We start from the raw sequence: 16,761 nt of genomic DNA, 5'->3' as shown, positions 1-16,761 counted from the left end.
GTATCAGTCACCACTGGAGCTTCTCGTTGTTATTTAAACAGTTATTGCGCGTAACCCTGATTCTTATCTATTCCCTGTTATTGGTGCTGAGCAGTGTGACTTTGGTTATGGCTGATGGACCGAAGTTTGAGCAGGTGTTTAGTGAGTCTGGGGTGGTCATGCTGTTGATCGAACCGGGGAGTGGGCGGATCGTTGAGGCGAACCCAGCGGCCGTCGAGTTTTATGGTTATCCGCTGGATGAGTTACAGCAGATGACCATCCAGCAAATTAATACGTTTACCCCTGAACAAGTGGCTCAAGAGCGTGCAGCAGTAGAAGCAGCACAGCGTAACTACCTGATTTTCAGACACCGGCTGGCAAATGGTGAACTTCGTACTGTTGAAGTCTACTCCCGGCCCTACCACTTCAATGATCAGAATCTGCTGTTCTCAATCGTCAATGACATAACGCCTGGCCGGCATGCGGCTGAGGATCTGTGGCATTATCAGGAACAGCTGGAAGCGATGGTGGATGCTCAGGTTCAGGAAATTGAACGCAACCGCTCATATTTGAACTGGATATTGGTAGGTGCACTGCTGACTCAGGCGTTGGTGATTGTGCTGCTGATTATCAATATTCAGCGTAAACGTCAGCTGCAACGACAGCAGACGCAGACCAACTTGGCATTGACTGCTTTGGCCACCACCTTTGCTCCTCTGTCTGGCGAAGATTTTTATCAGGCCGTTTGTCAATATTTAGCCAATGCTTTGGATGTCGATTATTTTTTTGTAGCAGCGTTGACGTCTGATGGCCAGCGAGCCGAGGTGTTGGCAGGCTGGGCTGATGGTGCACCGATTGTGCCGTTTTCTTATGCTCTTGAGGGAACACCCTGTGAGGATGTGTGTGACAAGAATCGACTGATTCGCGTTGAGGGAATTCAGCAAGCCTATCCGAATGACTTGCTACTTGTTGACCTGCAGGCTCAAGCCTATATTGGCTGTGTGCTGATGGATAAATGTCAGCAACCCTTGGGGTTGTTGGTGGCATTAAGCCGTAAACCCATGAAAAACGCCAAGTCAGTCGATACCCTGATGCAACTTTATGTTGATCGTATCAGTGCCGAAATGCAACGCAGTCGGGTGGAAAAGCAATTGACACAGATGGCACATTTCGATCCGCTGACCAGTCTGTCTAACCGTACACTCTTGGCTGATTATCTGAAGCATGCCATGGCTCAGGCTGTCCGGCATGAACAGATGCTGGCGATTCTGTTCATCGATCTGGATGGCTTTAAAACGGTCAATGACACTTATAGTCATGCCATCGGTGACCAGGTGCTGGTTAGCCTTGCCGTACGCATGAAGAAAATGATCCGTGATGAAGATGCTTTGGCACGACTTGGGGGCGATGAGTTTGTTGCTGTAATGCAACACCTGCACCAATCCAATGACTGTATTCCGTTCCTGAATCGATTGCTGCAGGTGATTTCGGAGCCGGTGATAGTCGAGGGTATTGAGTTCAGTATTACCGCGAGTATCGGGGTGGTGTTCTATCCACAGCATGAATCTATAGAGGCTGATCAGTTATTGCGTCAGGCAGATCAGGCGATGTATCAGGCCAAGCAGGCAGGTAAAAATCGTTACCATCTATTCGACATAGAGCGTGACCGCGCCCAGCGTGATCAGCACGAAGGTCTTCTGCGGGTGCGTCAGGCACTGGAAGCGGGTGAACTGGAGTTGTATTACCAGCCCAAGGTCAATATGCGCAGCCGTGAAGTGGTGGGTGCCGAAGCGCTGATCCGCTGGAACCATCCGGATCGCGGGGTTTTACCACCGGCTGAGTTCCTGTCACTGATCGAAAATCATCCACTGGCAATCGATGTCGGGCACTGGGTACTAGTGACAGCTTTGGATCAGGTTTTGCTGTGGCGTGAACAGGGCATCCATCTGCCGGTCAGCGTTAACATCGATGCTATTCATTTGCAGTGTCCCAGTTTTGTGCCGCAGTTGGAGTTAGCTTTAAACCAACGCCCTGGAATTGAGCCCTATGATCTGCAATTGGAAATTCTTGAAACCACGGCGCTGGATGATGTGACACAGGTCTCCAACATTATGCAGGCCTGTCGGAAGTTGGGTGTTGGCTTTGCGCTGGATGATTTTGGTACGGGTTACTCATCACTCACCTATCTGAAACGCCTGCCTGCTGAATTGCTTAAAATCGACCGCAGTTTTGTACTCGATATGCTAGAAGACCCAGAGGACTTGGCCATTCTGGATGGCGTGATTCGCCTGGCTGGCGCGTTCCAGCGACAGGTGATTGCCGAAGGGGTAGAAACCCAGGCTCATTGCGATGCACTACTGAAGCTTGGTTGTGAACTAGGGCAGGGCTATGCCATCGCACGCCCCATGCCTGCAAGCGAAATACCTGAGTGGATACGCCACTGGCAACAACCCTAAAGGGGTCTAAAAAAGGTACTGATCCCTTTTTCGCCCTTTTTTCTATCGCTACTTGCCGAGTTTTGACAGCATTTCTGGGCGCATGAATTTATTGATTATCAACATAAATCCAATCGATGGGATCAGCAGAATCAGCGCTGTAATCGAGGAAATCTGGTAGTTGCCTTCCATGCTGGCGGTGTAGAGCAATAGTGGTAAGGTTGTTATCTCTGGTGAGCCGACAAAGAAGGTGCCGGTAAACTCATCCAATGATTCCAGGAATACAAAGATGCTGGCTGCAATTAGGCCTGGAGCGGCTTGTGGCATTACCACGTGGATAAAGGTGTAAATCGGTCCAGCCCCCAAATTGCGCGAAGCGCGTGACAGCATCGGATCAATAGACGAAAACGCAGCCACACTGATCCATACGGAAAACATCAGTCCATGTACGCTGTGTACCAGTACAACACCCAGCAGGGTGCCGTTGAGACCCCAGTCATAGAAAATACGGGCAATATTGATATAGACCGTCAAGTTCGGGAAGGCTTGAGGAATCAAAAACAGCAGCATAAACCCTACCCGCCAGGGCATGCTGTGTTTGGATAATGCATAACCCGCCGGTATCGACACCAGCAAACAAACAACAACAGCACACAAGGCGATGAAAATGCTGGTCATCAGTGAGCCAGACACATCACTGTAGGGATTAAACACTTGCTGCCAGTACTTCAGCCCCCACTGATTGGGTAGGGTATGCGGGAAGTACCAGGTTTCCGCCAGGGTCCAAATCAGCAAATTCATGATCGGACCGAAGATCGCTAGCGCCAACAGGGTGATAAAGGCCGTTTGTAGCCAGAAGCCCCAACGTAAAAACCTATTCATGCCGTGGCCCCCTTATCCTTTAAGCTTTGGCGTAAGTAGAACCATGCCAGGCTCGCACAGATCAGGTAAGACACCACGCCCAGTGCATTGGCGACAGGGTAATCACCGTAAGCATTCACGCGAAACGCCATGTCGGCGGTAATCATGGTGGGAGAGCCAGTTCCTATCATCAGGGGAACCGATAGCACCGACATAATTGTCACCGTGGAGAGTACCAATGCTACCCCCATGCTTGGCATCACTTGCGGCAAAATTACATCCACTAAAATACGTAGACGAGAGGCGCCTAAATTTTGCGCGGCTTGAATCTGGTCTCGGTCCAGGGCCGCCATGGCACCACTAATCAGCAGGGTTGAAAAAGCTAACTGTTTCCAAACAAAGGTAATGATGATGCCGCTCCAGCCAAGTAACGACACAGTTTCAAGGGGTGTCATCACACCCATTGCCACCAGGGTATTGTTCATCAAGCCATTTTTCGCCAGAAAGGTGCGCATCATCTGCGCAGCAACGATAAAGGGAATGAACAACGGCAGGCGATAGAGCATGGCCAATACCGCTACCAGTTTGGGAAAAGGTGACAGTGTCAGGGTGGCGGCAATCGCAATAGACAGTATTGCCAGTAGTGCCACTGAACTCAGCACAATAATCACGGTGAACTTTATATCGTTGGAATACAGCTCAAACACCTTTACAAAATGTTCGAGGGTGAAAGACAGATCATCCTGAGTAAACGCCGACACGAGCGAGAAGAACAGCGGATATAAGAACAAAGCCAGCACCATGAATGCTGCTGGCGCAATTAACAGGAGGTTAGACGTCGATGCTCGCATAGTAACCTTGAGACAAAACCCTGAGATAAAAAGAAGCCCCAAGCAAGCTTATCTTGCCTGGGGCTTGTGATTAGTTGGAGACTTTACGCTCGTAACCTTCTTGAATCGCATCAAAGTAAGGGGTGATCGGGAAGCTCTTGCCGAAGTTAGCAAGATCTTCCGGGGTGATCTCAACGAACAGCTTGTCCCAACTTTCAGCGTCCAGTTCTGGTTGAACGAACTCAGCGTCAATACCAGGATACCAATTAAACTGCTTTACTATGCCTTCAGCTTGGACAGCCGGGCTGGTTGCCAGCTCAATAAAGGCTCGTGCCAGTTCAGGATTTTTGGCTTTATCAGGTGTGACATAGTACATCGGCTGACCTGGCATACCTGGAGCAATCAGAGCAAGCTTTAACGAAGGTGGAATCTTTTCATCGGCCTGCCAGCTGTAGAACATATCCACCCATACTGGTCCCATAAAAATTTCACCACGACTGAGCATATCCAGGGTGCCAGCATTACCTGGTGTAAAGGTGACGTTGTTGTTGAACTCCTTTAGCTTGGCAAAGGCATCATCCCACGTCGCTTCCAGGCTCTGGTCATAGGGTGCACTGGACAGGCGTTCGGCGTCAGTGCCATAGGCATAGATCCAGCCTGTTACAAAACTAACACCAGACATGCCATTCTTGATGCCGTTGTAGCCAAAGGCTTTAGGATTTTGTTGCGTCCATTCCACCAGTTCGTCGTAGGAGCTTGGCGGGTTAGTAATAAGATCACTGTTGTAGGCCAGGGCGGTTTGGCTGTGGAACATCGGCATGACATAACCGCCCACATCCGTGCCTAGTGCATTTGTTGCAGTATCCCGAGTGACCAATTCACCTGTGCTGATATCTTCACGGAATGCGGCTAATAAACCCTGTTGAACCATCTCGCCACCAATTTTCTGGTGCACCACAGCGACATCCATATCCCATGCCTCTACACCACTCGCTTGCTGAGCACTCAGCTTCTCCATGATTTTATGTGAGCCGGCATCGCCTGGACCTGTGCCTACCACGTTCACTCTGACATCTGGATACATGGCTTCAAATTTTGGGGCTAAGTAGGTTTTTACATAGTCGACCATATTCTGGCTTCCTGCCGTTGCCACATTAAGCACAGTTTCAGCGTAAGCGGGCGCGCCAAACTGAGTGAAGCAAACCACAGCCAGTAGAGAGATCTTGGTTTTCTTAAACATGATTTATCCTCGTGGGTTTGATTGAAAAGCGGATGGAGTTTCGTGCGTTGCAAGATCAAACACATGCAGCGCATGGGGTGGAACATGTAACGACACGTTTGATTCGATGGGCCAGCAGTGACGGGAATCGGCTTGTAGAGTTTGTTCCCCGCAACGTACACTATGACGATACTGCTGACCTAAAAAAGCGCTTTGCTCAAGCACGCCGGTCAGGGTCAACCCGGCTTCATGTTCGTCTGACAGCGGATGCAACTTGGCTGCTGAACTACGAAAATACAGCGCCAGATCCTGGGTGACAGGCGTATTCGGCAAGTTCAGCTGTAATCCTGGTGGCGGTATCGACGCTTGATACACCACACAGTTATCGGCCCCCATAAAGTCAGCAACGAAAGGGGTTTGCGGTTGCTGATAGATTTGTTCCGGTGTACCCAGTTGTTCGATGCGACCTTGGTTAAGCACCGCAACACGGTCGGCCATGACCAAGGCTTCCTCCTGATCGTGAGTCACGATCAGCGAGGTGAATCCTAGTTTCTTTTGCAAGGCTTTGATTTCGTGACGAACGCTGAGGCGAACTTTGGCGTCCAGGTTTGATAAGGGTTCATCCAGCACCAGCACATCTGGTTCAACAGCCAAGGCGCGGGCCAGGGCAACACGTTGACGCTGGCCGCCAGATAAGTTGGTGACTTTGTCGTTTTCATAGCCTTCCAGGTTAACAATGCCAAGCAACTCCAGGACACGTTGGCGTGCCTGAGCTTTGGGAACTTTGCGCACCTTCAAACCATAACTGATGTTTTGTGCAACGCTCATGTGTGGCCACAAGGCATAACTTTGAAACACCATGGTGATATTGCGACGCTCGGCGGGTAGATGCGTAATCGCTTGTCCGGCAATATGCACTTCGCCCGATTGCGTGGGTACAAAGCCGCATATCGCGTTTAACAGGGTGGTTTTTCCACATCCAGACGGCCCCAACAAGGCAATCATTTCACCTTTTTGCACTTGTAAATCGATGCTGTGCAAAATGGTTTTATCGCCATAACCCGCTTGTAGCTGTGTTATTTCCAGGTGTGTCATTGCATAAATCCACTATCAAATTGCAAAAAATGCGCTAATTTGTAAAAATGAACACGTGTTCACCGAGTTGTAAAAAAAATGCAACTTAGTGTCGACATTATAGGTGTCTACTTTGTCGCGTAGGTGTGACAGTTTCATTAAGCAAAAAAGAAATTTTCTGGGGTGTTATGAAAATCGACGTAATTGGCAGTGGCAGCGCATTATCGATAATACGCAATACCTCTTCTATCCTGGTGACGGATAACCATGAGCAACGCTGGCTAATCGATTGCGGCCCCACGGTGCCACGCGCCTTGTGGCAACGCTGCCTGGATGTGAATGACATCGATGTGCTGTACTTTACCCATATTCACCCAGACCATTGTGCTGGGCTTCCGGTGTTACTCAATCGCTGGAAAAGCTTTGGACGGCATAAGCCACTGATTATTTATTGCCAGCCACAACAGCGTGAAATTCTTCAGCAGTTGGTCTCTATGGCAACCTGGCCGGTGCCTGAAATCTGTTTTGATATTGATTGGCGGGATAGCCAGGCGCAATGGCAATGGCAGCAGTGGCACTTATACACCGCCGCTACCCAGCATGAAATGCCCAACTTATCGCTGCGGATTGAAGTGGATGGACAAGCGCTCTTTTATAGTGGTGATGGCCGCCCAACCGAAGCCAGTAGCGCGTTAATGCAAGGCTGTGATCTGGCGTTTCAGGAATGTGCGGTTTCACAGCCGCTGCCGAAAGAGTCTTCTCATGGCGATGTTGTCAGTTGCTTGGCACTGCAGCAGTCGCTTTCATTGCCTGTATTAGGGCTTTATCACTGTTTCGATGAAGAAATTGCCAATATCGAAGCAATCATCGCCGGGCATCCTCAGGTGTTCTTGTCTTACGATGGTCTGATGCTCGATTTAGACCTGGGCGTTGCCGTAGCAAAGCTGACCTAAGGGGATTGCCATGAGTAAGCCCCACAAAAGCATTACTGCACAAGACGTTGCTGACTATGCCGGAGTGTCGCGAGCCGTGGTATCTCGCGCCTTGAGTGACAATGGCAGTATTGCACCCGAAACCAAAGCAAAAGTGATTGCGGCGGCCAGGGCGCTTGGCTATCAAGTTAACTTCCTCGCACAAGGATTAAATCGTAAGCGAAGCCAGCTCATTGGTGTGGTCGTCGCGCGGATTAAAGACCCGTTTCGCAGCAGTTTGTTGGAAGGACTGATTCACACGATTCAACGACGCGGTTATCAAGCGCTGGTTACAGAAGTTGGCTCAGAAAAAGACTTGGAGTCCACGCTACGTCAGTTTACGCAGTTCCGCGTATCTGGGGTGATAGTTACATCTGGACAACCACCGGCTGCGCTCGTTGATGAATGCGTTCAGTTCAAAATTCCGGTGGTGGGTATTAATCGTCATCTGGATATTCCAGCGGTTGATTTTGTTTGCTCGGATAATCAGCAGGGTGCCGCGTTGGCTACGGCGCAGCTGCTTGAATCGGGTTGCCATAGCTTTGCCTGGTTAAACTGCCAGAGTTCTACCTGGGCCGGAATTCAACGTGGCGTGGCCTTTGAACAAACACTCGCGCGCGCCAGACATGCACCCAAGTCGCTTAAGCGGATCATCGCGGACCAGGATGGTTATGACGGTGGTGAAGCCGCGGCCCTGGCGTTTGATCTAAGCCAAGGCTTACCTGACGGCATCTTCTGCGCTAATGCCCAACTGGCTTGCGGTTTTTTAGATGGGATGCGTCAGCGAGGTTTCGATGCACCCAAGGATTTTCACTTAATTGGTTTTGACAACACACCGCAGACAGCCCAGTACAGCTACCGTTTGACTACGCTCAACCAGGATATTCCAGCCCTATGTTCTGAGGTGCTGAATTGCCTTGAGAGTCGCAATAAATCACCTAATCAAGCGGCACGTTTGATTACTGTTCCCGTTTCTCTGGTATTACGTCATACCAGTCCGGATATTCACCTAGGATAATTGCTATGCATATAGACGCCTCATCATTACAGAAACTCAGTGACACCATCGTTGAAATCGGTCAACAAGCCCAAGTGATGCGTGATAATGGTCTTAGCGTTACCACCAAGGCTGATCAGGATTTTGTCTCCCAGGCGGATGTTTGGGTTGAAAAGGCCTTGCAAGCCTATCTGGCTATGGAGTTCCCAGATTCAGGTTTTTTAGGTGAAGAAGGGGGGTTAAAAGAAGGTAAGGATAGCATTTGGGTTATAGACCCTATTGATGGCACCACCAATTACACCTTGGGCATGGACTACTGGTGCCTCTCTGTCGCCTACGTTGTCAATGATGTTATCCAACTGGGAATTGTTTATGCACCTGATCGAGATGAATTATTTATTGCCCAGAAGGGCCAGGGCGCTACCCTGAATGGCAAGGCCCTAAAGGTCGTGGATCCACTACCTGAGCGCGTGGTATTGGGGCTGGGGCGCTCAAATCGCTACCCACTTAATGATTACTTAACCCTGCTTGAGCACCTGATTGTCGAAGAAAACATTGAATATCGCCGCTTTGGCGCGGGTGCATTAATGCTTTGTCACGTGGCCTCAGGACAAATACATGGCTACTTTGAAGCCCATTTAAACAGCTGGGATGCTTTGGCCGGGCTATTGATTTGCCATGAAGCCGGTGCGTTAAGCAACGACTTTATGGCAAACAATGGACTGTACCAGGGTAATAGCATTTGGGTCGCCACCCGCAGCGTGTGGCACCGACTCGCCCCTTACCTAAGTAAAAAAGGGATCTAAAAAGGGGTCAGTACCCTTTTATTTGTGAATTAAAGGGTACTGACCCCTTTTTTACTTTAGTAGGCGCTGGGCGACTTCGTTGAAGCCGAATCCGCCTTCCTGTTGGGTGATGTATTTCGGCTGGGTAGCTAGTGTGGCCAGGCAATGACGGATATTGGCGACGCCGAAGGTGAGGGTGAACTGATCAAACATGGCGGCGTCATTGGCTGAGTCACCGATGAAGGCGGTTTTGCTTAACCAGTGTTCAGTTGGCTCTCCCTGAGCTTCAAGCCAGGCGAGGGCGGTGGAGGCTTTGTCATAGTCACCGCGCCAGGCGTTGATATGAATTGAACTGATGCGCGCATGCAGACCTGCGGCTTCCAGAGCCTGTCTGAGTTGTTCAACTTCATCGGGGGTGTTGTGATGCTGCTGGCGAATGTCTAGCGCTATATCGGTTTCACGATAGGCCTGATCAGCAGTGGCTCTGGCAAACGGGAAACGCTGGAGTAGCTGTTGCTGGATCTCGCGCAGTTGCTGGTATTGCCGGGTACGCTGGGGTTCTGCCAGGCGATAGTGTGTCTCGATCTGTCCCTGCGCATTTTTCTGCATCCAGAAGGCACCGTTTTCACCAATCACCGCGGTGACCGGCCAGGTGCGCACCATACAATCACACCAACCGGCACAGGCACCCGTCACCGGAACCACCTGAATGCCGGCTGCGGCGAGTTGCTCCAATGCCAGTAATGTCTGGCTGGGTAACTTGCCTTGCCAGGTCAGAGTGTCGTCTACATCGGTAAACAGGTAGCGAACCTCATGCTGCAGTGTATCGGGCAAAGGCAGTATGGATAGAGATTCAGCAAGGTTAAGGTGTGTCATGAACAGGTGGCTCCAAAGTCACTATCAGGGGTTGATGGTCAGAGAGTTGGGTGACGGTATCGACTTCCAGCGAACTGGGTGTCAGCTGCTTTAGCCAGACAAAATCGCGGCAGTGTGGACCTTCTGGCCACTGCACTAAATCATGGACGCCGCAGGTGGGTGTGTGTGGCTGATGCGGATGACACAGTTGAAAGGCATCCTGCCAGCCTTGTTGCACCAGCAAGGCATGCTGGTCACTGCGACTGTCCAGGTTGAGATCACCACAGAGCAGAGTGGCCTGAGTGCCGAACGGTTGACTGTAGATGCCAGGGCCTTGTTTGGGCGGCGCGTTTACCTGCTGCTGCCAGGCGTCACAGCAGGCATTGAGATAGTGCAGCTGCGCCAGGCGTTCGTCAGCATCATGGTAGGCCAGGTGGGTGTTCAGAATACGCATCGGGCCCTGCCAGTCGATCAGGGTTTCAACCGCGCAACGTGGTGTTTGCCAGGCGTCGACTGAATAGCGACTGCCGCGCATCGGCAGGCAATGCACGCGATGATCCAACACCGGCCCTTTGACCAGCGTCAGGTTACCAAACTCGCGCCGTTGACTGGCTGTTGCGCCAGGCCAACTCAGTGCCGCACCCCAGATCGGTGTGTAGTCACTGAAGGCCTCACAGAGTGCTTCTAGTTGGTCCGGCTGAGAGGCACTGACATACTCATCAAAATGACGCGCCACTTCCTGCAGGCAGATCACCTCAAGCGGTCCCATGCTTTTAATCTGCCGAATAATCCGCTCCAGTGCGACCAGGCCATCGCAGCCGCGACCACTTTGAATATTCCAGGTGAGTAAACGTAATGTTGAAGCAGTCATTATTTCAGTCCTGCATGCATAAAGGATTGCAGAAAGCGCCGTTGGAAAATCAGAAAGACGATCAGTAACGGGCCAACCGCAATCAGCGTACCGGCACAAACCACCGGCCAGTCCACTCCGGATTCCGGGGCGCCGAAGATCGCCATGCCGACAGTTAGGGGGCGGCTGTTTTCAGTGTTGGTGACCACCAGTGGCCAGAGGAAGTTGTTCCAGTGGTGGCTGACCGAGACCAGACCATAAGCCAGGTAGGTGGGTTTTGCCAGGGGGACATAGACCTTCCACAATACTCCCAGCCAGGAGCAGCCTTCCAGTCGGGCGGCATCTTCCAGTTCCTGGGGAACTGTTCGGAAGGTCTGGCGTAGCAGGAAAATCCCGAAGGCGCTGGCCATGTAGGGCAAACCGACCCCAATCCAGGTATCAATCAACTCCAGTTTGGCCAGGGTGCGGTAGTTTTCCACGATCAGAATTTCCGGCACGATCATCAGTTGCAGCAGCACCAGCGCAAACACCACGCCACGCCCTTTAAATGCCATCCGTGCCAGGGCATAGCCTGCAAGGGTGCAGAGGATCAACTGAAAGGTCAGAATCAGACCGGTGATGATCAGGGTGTTGAACATATAGCGCATAAACGGCGCCTGCTGCCAGGCGGTGGCAAAGTGCTCCAGTGTCAGCGGTGCGAACAGCTCAAACCGGGTGGCATATTCGGCTGGATGAAACGCCGCCCAGAAGGCATAGAGCAGGGGAAAAATCCATAAGATGCCCAGTGTCCAGGCCAGGGTGAATGACAGGGTTCGAGTCAGCTTTGGCATATATAACTCTCAGCGGTAGTGAACACGACGTTCGATCAATAAAAACTGTATCAGTGCCAACAGAATTAGCAGCATTAACAGCACCAATGTCAGTGCGGCGGCGTAGTTGCTGTCGAAGAAACTGAAAGCGTTTTCATAGATGTAATAGAGCATCAGGTTGGTGGCATTATTCGGTCCACCCTTGGTGAGGATGAACAGATGATCGACCAGTTTGAACGCATTCAGTATCGCATTGACCAGTACGAATAGCGTGGTTGGCATCAGCAGCGGCAGGGTGATACGCCGGAATACATACAAGTGCCCAGCACCCTCAAGCGCTGCCGCTGAGTAAATATCCTTGTTCAGACTTTGCAGGGCTGCCAGGTAAAAAATCATGAAAAATCCGGCTTCCTTCCAGATAGTCATCAGCATCAGACTTGCTAGCGCCCAGTTAGGATCGCCCAGCCAGTTAATGCCAGACATGCCCAGTCCATTAAGCAGTTTATTGAACAGGCCAATTTCAGGGGTGTAAAAGAACAGCCAGATATTGGCAACAGCGATCATCGGTAACATGGTTGGGGTGAAATACGCCAGACGCAGTGCACTACGCCCGCTGATTTTACTGTTCACCCAGAGCGCCATGCCCAGTGCCAGGGCAATCGATGTAGGCACGGTGCCGACGGCATACCAGAGGTTGTTGGATAAGGTTTTCCAGAAGATCGCATCATCCATCAGCATGCGGTAGTTTTCCAGACCGGCAAACTCGGATGAACGCTGCCCCCGAGCTGGAAAAAACAGCGAATGCCACAGGGTTGTCAATGCTGGAATATGGGTGAATGCCAACAGCATCAGCAGAGCAGGCAGTAGCATCAGCCAGGCATAGAGTTGGTTGAGACGATTCATCACATAACCTTGAAAAGACTGCGCAGAAAAAACGGCAGCGTCCTCAAAGAACGCTGCCAGGTTCAGTGGCGTGGATCAGTAGCGACTCAGAATGCGCTGAGCCTGATTCTGGGCTGAATCCAGTGCTTCCTGTGCATCTTGCTGTCCACTCAAGACGGATTGAATCGCATCATCCAACAGTTTGCGCACACGTCCGGATTCATGCGTAGACAGTTCAGCCGTGGCAAAGTCCAGTTGATCACGTGCCACAGCCGCTGGTGGGAAATCCAGCACATACTGTTGCAGCGCGTCGGTTTCATAGGACGCTGGGCTGACACCCATATACCCCGTGGCGATACTCCAGTGAGCGGCCTGTTCAGGCGCTGTCATGAAGCGAACCAGTTCCAGTGCGGCCCGACGCTCTTCGTCCGAAGCCTCTTTGAACAGGTAAAAGTTACCGCCGCCGGTGGGAGAGCCGAAACGTTTGTTGGCTGGCAGCATGGCGACACCGAAATCAAATTCAGCGCTGTCTTTAACGGCTGTCAGATTACCGGTTGAGTGCCACATAATGGCGGTTTTCTGTTCCAGAAAGTTCTGGCGCAGAGTGCCCCACTCAATCATGCCTTGTGGCATCACTGCGTATTTACCACTGAGATCCTGCCAGTAGGTCAGTGCTTCAACGACACCTGGGTTGTTAAAGTAGGTTTCATTACCTTCACTGTTCATCAATACTTCATCGTTTTGCATCGCCAGCGCACCGAACATCCAGTAAGGGTAACCGGTGGATGGAATCATCGCTCCCCAACGTTCGACTTCACCGTTGCTGTCTTTTTTAACCAGTTGCTGGCCCATTTCCACCAGCTCATCCCAGCTTTGGGGTGGCTGTTCCGGATCAAGGCCTGCATCGCGAAAGGCATCTTTGTTGTAGTACATCACAATGGTGGAGCGCTGGAAGGGAATTCCCCAAACCTGATTATCTACCACGCCGTTTTCCATCAATGTGGGGTAGAAGCTCTGCAGCCATTCGCGCTCTTCATCTGTTTCCACAACGGCATCAAAGGGGACGATGGCATCCATTCCCATCAGTTCATGCACATCGATGGAAAAAAGCACCGACAGTTGCGCCGGTTGACCGCTGTTCAAGGCCGCCAGTGCTTTCACGCGGGTATCATTGTAATTACCGGCATAAATCGCATTCACCTTGATATCAGGATGTTGCTGTTCAAAATCACTGATCATGCCATCGACCACATCAGTCAGAGGTCCACCGACTGAAACAGGGTAATACATGGTTAATTCAGTTTGTGCCTGAGCGGCTGTCGCAATAGCCAGCGAGGTTAACCCCATGGCTAGCATACGTTTAGTGCTGCGTAACATGCTGTAACTCCTTATGGTTGGGCGTGGTTGATTGCTGTGTGGGTTGGTGCGTGGAGGGTGTATCCAGACCAGCGTCTTGCCGGCGCTGACCCGTTTTAGAGCAAAAGTTATGTTGGTGTTCCAGGGACCACTGCAGGTGCAAATGTTGCTGAGCAGGCAGTAGTTGATGGCCCGGCAGGCGCAGTTTGATCACTTGCATGGCCATCGAGGGTAAGGCGGCATCGATGATGGTGTCGGCACCGTGATAGTCGCAGCGGATCACCTCAGCGGTGATACCATCGTTAGACAATTGAATATGTTCTGGGCGCACGCCTATCAGTTGGGAACCCTGGTCCAGGAGGTTCATGGGCGGGTTGCCGATAAAGCGAGCGGAAAAGGTGGTTTCCGGGATGTGGTAGAGTTGATTCGGTGTGCCGCACTGAGCGATTTCACCCTGATTCAACAGAATAATACGATCCGCCATGCTCATGGCTTCAACCTGATCATGGGTGACATACAGCACTGTCATACCCAGGCGCTGTTGCAGTGCTCTTAGCTCGGCGCGCATCTCATTACGCAGCTTGGCATCCAGGTTGGAGAGAGGTTCATCCATCAGGCATAAAGGCGCTTCGGCAATGATCGCTCGCGCCAGTGCCACACGCTGACACTGGCCTCCGGATAGCTGTGAGGGTTTCTTGGCCAGTTGATCACCCAGATTCACCAGTTCGGCCACTTTCTTTAAGCGTTGATCACGTTCGTGCGCGCCGACACCTCGCGCTTTCAGGCCAAAGACAATATTTTCAGCCACATTCAGATGAGGAAAAAGCGCATAGGACTGAAACACCATCGCCAGCTTGCGTTTTCCAGGTGGCAGGTGGGTGATATCGACACCATTCAACTTGATGCTACCGGATGAGGGATCCTCAAGACCGGCAATCATTTTTAACATAGTCGATTTTCCGCAACCCGAAGGGCCTAACAGGGCAACAAACTCACCCTGGGCAATTTCAAAACTGATGTCTTTGACCGCAAGGGTTTCTTCCCACTGCTTGCGAAGTTGACAGACTTGCAACTGACTCATCTTTGGCTCCTTAATAAAGTAACTCGACACCCGCCGCTTCACACAGCTCGGCCATCGGGGTGGTGAGTTGATCAGTAACCAGCCTGTCCACATCAGACAGGGTACCGGTTCGTACAGGGGCTTTACGCAGATGCTTGCTGGAGTCAGCCACCAGAATGCGTTGGTCGCTGTTCTCAATAATGGCGCGTGACAGGTAAGACTCCTCGGGTGAAAAATCCATCAGATCGCCTTGTGGGCCCAGGCCACCAATACCAAAAATGCCAAAATTGACTTGAAAACGTCGCAGAAAACGGGTGGCATCTTCGCCCATCAAGTCCTGATCCGATGGACGGATGCGCCCACCGGTTAACAGGGTTTCAATATTCGGGTTGTGGCACAGCGTCATGGCGGCATTGAGGTTATTGGTGATGACCTGCAACCCAGGATGATCAAGTAAAGCCAGGGCCACCTGTTGTGGCGTGGTGCCGATACCAATAAAAATTGTTGCACCTTCCGGCAGCAAATCCGCGACCTTACTGCCGATGGCACGTTTGGCTTCTAGATTGATTACCTGACGACTTTGGAAGGACAGGTTGCGGTTATGAAACGGTAGCCTGATACCACCATGTACCCGCTGCACCAGCCCCTGATCGCTCAGTTCATTCAGATCCTTACGGATCGTCTGTACCGAGACATTGAAGGAATCCGTCAGCTCCTGGCTGGAAAGATGCCCACCCGCCTGCTTCAACCAGGCCAGAATTTTTGTTTGACGCTCAGATAACAGCATTGAATACCTTCGAACGAACTTTAATTAATCTTCGCTTCTATTGAAAAAGTGAATTTAAGTTTCGAACGAGAGTGTATGCCGGAAATGTGTCGTGAAAATGACGGTTATATGATGAGTTTATGAAACGGTGAGAAAGGGTCGAGAAAAGGCAGCGGTAAAGGGGGCAGTAAAAGGCCCAAGCGTTGCGTCGTCACCATTCATAGTGGACGGAGCAGGTCCTATTTTCGAACTGAGTGCATTAAGCTGCATGAAAACTCATGGAGAGCTCAAAGCCGCAGGCATGAGCGTACTTTTTCAAGGTTCCCCAGCTTGGGTTGGTGCCCCCTTTTTCTAAACGACTGATGTTACTTTTTTTGGTACCCATCCGCTCGGCCAACTGCTCTTGAGTTAAGCCTGCAGCTGCACGCATCTTCAGCAGAGAATCAATAAACTCGAACTCTTCAGCAAGTGCCTCGTATTCCTGACATACCTCCGGATTTTGGAGTGCACGCACTTTTAATTGTTGCAATTTGCTCATGGGCTCACCTTTTTCATTCGTGTTTTTGCTAAATTTAGGTCTTTCTTTGGTGTTTTCTGGGACTTCTTTATAAATGCGTGCAGGATATAGACATGCTCGCCATGCATGTAGCAGTATATAGCCCTGCCAATTCCTTCCTTTGCCTTGGCTCGGATCTCAAACAGGCCATCTCCCATGGGTGTAGAATGTGGGGCACCAAGGTTAGCGCCGTGTTTTTCCATTAATTCTAAAAGCCGAAGCATTCTGGCCTGAATATTTGGCGGCATCTCAGTAATTGCTTCCTCAACACCATCATAGAAATCAATTGTCCACGGCATATTTCACCTTTATTAAGTAATCTTATATGATAACTTATGGTTCTTCAAGCTTGTACAGTTATAACCCTCCGACACCTTAAGTCCAACGGAGCAAAGCGTGCACTAACGCCTGATCAATCTGTCGTTTTGATACCGTATTCCAGCATGGATCAGTATAAAAAGCCGCTTTGAATCAAT

Annotated in this window: 17 protein-coding genes; 4 read left to right on the top strand and 13 right to left on the bottom strand. The window is 50.9% G+C overall.

Annotation, left to right across the window (positions count from 1 at the left end; all coding sequences use genetic code 11):
* Positions 1–26 precede the first annotated feature (26 nt).
* Entirely contained in the window at positions 27–2,435 is a 2,409-nt protein-coding gene (locus F5I99_RS10245; protein WP_151055700.1) for a sensor domain-containing protein, read from the top strand.
* A 48-nt stretch (positions 2,436–2,483) separates the two neighbouring features.
* Here the strand turns inward: F5I99_RS10245 and F5I99_RS10240 are convergent, their stop codons facing one another.
* The 4 genes from F5I99_RS10240 to F5I99_RS10225 form a co-directional block, all read right to left on the bottom strand.
* Complete coding sequence (locus F5I99_RS10240) at positions 2,484–3,296, bottom strand: ABC transporter permease (protein WP_151055698.1); 813 nt, start codon at positions 3,294–3,296, stop codon at positions 2,484–2,486.
* Positions 3,293–4,126 (bottom strand): ABC transporter permease, encoded by an 834-nt coding sequence (locus F5I99_RS10235; RefSeq protein WP_151055696.1) that lies wholly within the window; start codon positions 4,124–4,126, stop codon positions 3,293–3,295. Before F5I99_RS10235 ends, F5I99_RS10240 begins: the two co-directional genes overlap by 4 nt.
* 70 nt (positions 4,127–4,196) lie before the next feature.
* Entirely contained in the window at positions 4,197–5,345 is a 1,149-nt protein-coding gene (locus tag F5I99_RS10230) for an ABC transporter substrate-binding protein (protein WP_151055694.1), read from the bottom strand.
* 3 nt (positions 5,346–5,348) lie between these two features.
* Positions 5,349–6,419: an ABC transporter ATP-binding protein gene (locus F5I99_RS10225; RefSeq protein ID WP_151055692.1), complete on the bottom strand. Its 1,071-nt coding sequence runs from the start codon at positions 6,417–6,419 to the stop codon at positions 5,349–5,351.
* 167 nt (positions 6,420–6,586) lie between these two features.
* Here F5I99_RS10225 and F5I99_RS10220 point away from each other — a divergent pair, with 167 nt between their 5' ends.
* From F5I99_RS10220 to F5I99_RS10210, 3 genes are read left to right on the top strand one after another with little or no spacing between them, the layout of a single operon-like run.
* Positions 6,587–7,351, top strand: a complete 765-nt coding sequence (locus F5I99_RS10220; RefSeq protein ID WP_151055690.1) for an MBL fold metallo-hydrolase — start codon at positions 6,587–6,589, stop codon at positions 7,349–7,351.
* Positions 7,352–7,361: 10 nt separating this feature from the next.
* Complete coding sequence (locus F5I99_RS10215; RefSeq protein ID WP_151055688.1) at positions 7,362–8,387, top strand: LacI family DNA-binding transcriptional regulator; 1,026 nt, start codon at positions 7,362–7,364, stop codon at positions 8,385–8,387.
* Between the two features lie 5 nt (positions 8,388–8,392).
* Entirely contained in the window at positions 8,393–9,172 is a 780-nt protein-coding gene (locus F5I99_RS10210) for an inositol monophosphatase family protein (RefSeq protein ID WP_151055686.1), read from the top strand.
* Positions 9,173–9,223: 51 nt separating this feature from the next.
* Here the strand turns inward: F5I99_RS10210 and F5I99_RS10205 are convergent, their stop codons facing one another.
* From F5I99_RS10205 to F5I99_RS10165, 9 genes are all read right to left on the bottom strand, one after another.
* On the bottom strand, positions 9,224–10,027 hold the full coding sequence (locus tag F5I99_RS10205; protein ID WP_151055683.1) for an HAD-IIB family hydrolase: 804 nt from the start codon (positions 10,025–10,027) through the stop codon (positions 9,224–9,226).
* The gene (locus tag F5I99_RS10200) at positions 10,014–10,877 is read right to left on the bottom strand and encodes an endonuclease/exonuclease/phosphatase family protein (RefSeq protein WP_151055681.1); all 864 of its coding nucleotides are present in this window, start codon (positions 10,875–10,877) and stop codon (positions 10,014–10,016) included. The genes F5I99_RS10205 and F5I99_RS10200 overlap by 14 nt, the downstream gene beginning before the upstream one ends.
* Positions 10,877–11,686: a carbohydrate ABC transporter permease gene (locus F5I99_RS10195; RefSeq protein ID WP_151055679.1), complete on the bottom strand. Its 810-nt coding sequence runs from the start codon at positions 11,684–11,686 to the stop codon at positions 10,877–10,879. Before F5I99_RS10195 ends, F5I99_RS10200 begins: the two co-directional genes overlap by 1 nt.
* Positions 11,687–11,695: 9 nt before the next feature.
* The gene (locus F5I99_RS10190) at positions 11,696–12,568 is read right to left on the bottom strand and encodes a carbohydrate ABC transporter permease (RefSeq protein ID WP_151055677.1); all 873 of its coding nucleotides are present in this window, start codon (positions 12,566–12,568) and stop codon (positions 11,696–11,698) included.
* A gap of 75 nt (positions 12,569–12,643) precedes the next feature.
* Positions 12,644–13,924: an ABC transporter substrate-binding protein gene (locus F5I99_RS10185; protein ID WP_151055675.1), complete on the bottom strand. Its 1,281-nt coding sequence runs from the start codon at positions 13,922–13,924 to the stop codon at positions 12,644–12,646.
* Complete coding sequence (locus F5I99_RS10180; RefSeq protein ID WP_151055673.1) at positions 13,908–14,984, bottom strand: ABC transporter ATP-binding protein; 1,077 nt, start codon at positions 14,982–14,984, stop codon at positions 13,908–13,910. The genes F5I99_RS10185 and F5I99_RS10180 overlap by 17 nt, the downstream gene beginning before the upstream one ends.
* Positions 14,985–14,994: 10 nt before the next feature.
* Positions 14,995–15,750: a DeoR/GlpR family DNA-binding transcription regulator gene (locus tag F5I99_RS10175; RefSeq protein WP_151055671.1), complete on the bottom strand. Its 756-nt coding sequence runs from the start codon at positions 15,748–15,750 to the stop codon at positions 14,995–14,997.
* Positions 15,751–15,988: 238 nt separating this feature from the next.
* Positions 15,989–16,267, bottom strand: a complete 279-nt coding sequence (locus tag F5I99_RS10170) for a helix-turn-helix domain-containing protein (RefSeq protein WP_151055669.1) — start codon at positions 16,265–16,267, stop codon at positions 15,989–15,991.
* Positions 16,264–16,584 (bottom strand): type II toxin-antitoxin system RelE/ParE family toxin, encoded by a 321-nt coding sequence (locus F5I99_RS10165; RefSeq protein WP_151055667.1) that lies wholly within the window; start codon positions 16,582–16,584, stop codon positions 16,264–16,266. Before F5I99_RS10165 ends, F5I99_RS10170 begins: the two co-directional genes overlap by 4 nt.
* Positions 16,585–16,761 lie beyond the last annotated feature (177 nt).

The sequence above is a fragment of the Nitrincola iocasae genome (assembly GCF_008727795.1).
GTDB classification, from domain to species: domain Bacteria; phylum Pseudomonadota; class Gammaproteobacteria; order Pseudomonadales; family Balneatricaceae; genus Nitrincola; species Nitrincola iocasae.
This window is presented reverse-complemented; position numbering and strand designations above follow the sequence as displayed.

Coding starts and splice junctions, on each gene's coding strand:
- F5I99_RS10180 (WP_151055673.1), bottom strand. CDS start 14,984: ATGAGTCAGTTGCAAGTCTGTCAACTTCGCAAGCAGTGGGAAGAAACC.
- F5I99_RS10195 (WP_151055679.1), bottom strand. CDS start 11,686: ATGCCAAAGCTGACTCGAACCCTGTCATTCACCCTGGCCTGGACACTG.
- F5I99_RS10225 (WP_151055692.1), bottom strand. CDS start 6,419: ATGACACACCTGGAAATAACACAGCTACAAGCGGGTTATGGCGATAAA.
- F5I99_RS10235 (WP_151055696.1), bottom strand. CDS start 4,126: ATGCGAGCATCGACGTCTAACCTCCTGTTAATTGCGCCAGCAGCATTC.
- F5I99_RS10200 (WP_151055681.1), bottom strand. CDS start 10,877: ATGACTGCTTCAACATTACGTTTACTCACCTGGAATATTCAAAGTGGT.
- F5I99_RS10170 (WP_151055669.1), bottom strand. CDS start 16,267: ATGAGCAAATTGCAACAATTAAAAGTGCGTGCACTCCAAAATCCGGAG.
- F5I99_RS10210 (WP_151055686.1), top strand. CDS start 8,393: ATGCATATAGACGCCTCATCATTACAGAAACTCAGTGACACCATCGTT.
- F5I99_RS10230 (WP_151055694.1), bottom strand. CDS start 5,345: ATGTTTAAGAAAACCAAGATCTCTCTACTGGCTGTGGTTTGCTTCACT.
- F5I99_RS10185 (WP_151055675.1), bottom strand. CDS start 13,924: ATGTTACGCAGCACTAAACGTATGCTAGCCATGGGGTTAACCTCGCTG.
- F5I99_RS10215 (WP_151055688.1), top strand. CDS start 7,362: ATGAGTAAGCCCCACAAAAGCATTACTGCACAAGACGTTGCTGACTAT.
- F5I99_RS10205 (WP_151055683.1), bottom strand. CDS start 10,027: ATGACACACCTTAACCTTGCTGAATCTCTATCCATACTGCCTTTGCCC.
- F5I99_RS10165 (WP_151055667.1), bottom strand. CDS start 16,584: ATGCCGTGGACAATTGATTTCTATGATGGTGTTGAGGAAGCAATTACT.
- F5I99_RS10175 (WP_151055671.1), bottom strand. CDS start 15,750: ATGCTGTTATCTGAGCGTCAAACAAAAATTCTGGCCTGGTTGAAGCAG.
- F5I99_RS10240 (WP_151055698.1), bottom strand. CDS start 3,296: ATGAATAGGTTTTTACGTTGGGGCTTCTGGCTACAAACGGCCTTTATC.
- F5I99_RS10220 (WP_151055690.1), top strand. CDS start 6,587: ATGAAAATCGACGTAATTGGCAGTGGCAGCGCATTATCGATAATACGC.
- F5I99_RS10190 (WP_151055677.1), bottom strand. CDS start 12,568: ATGAATCGTCTCAACCAACTCTATGCCTGGCTGATGCTACTGCCTGCT.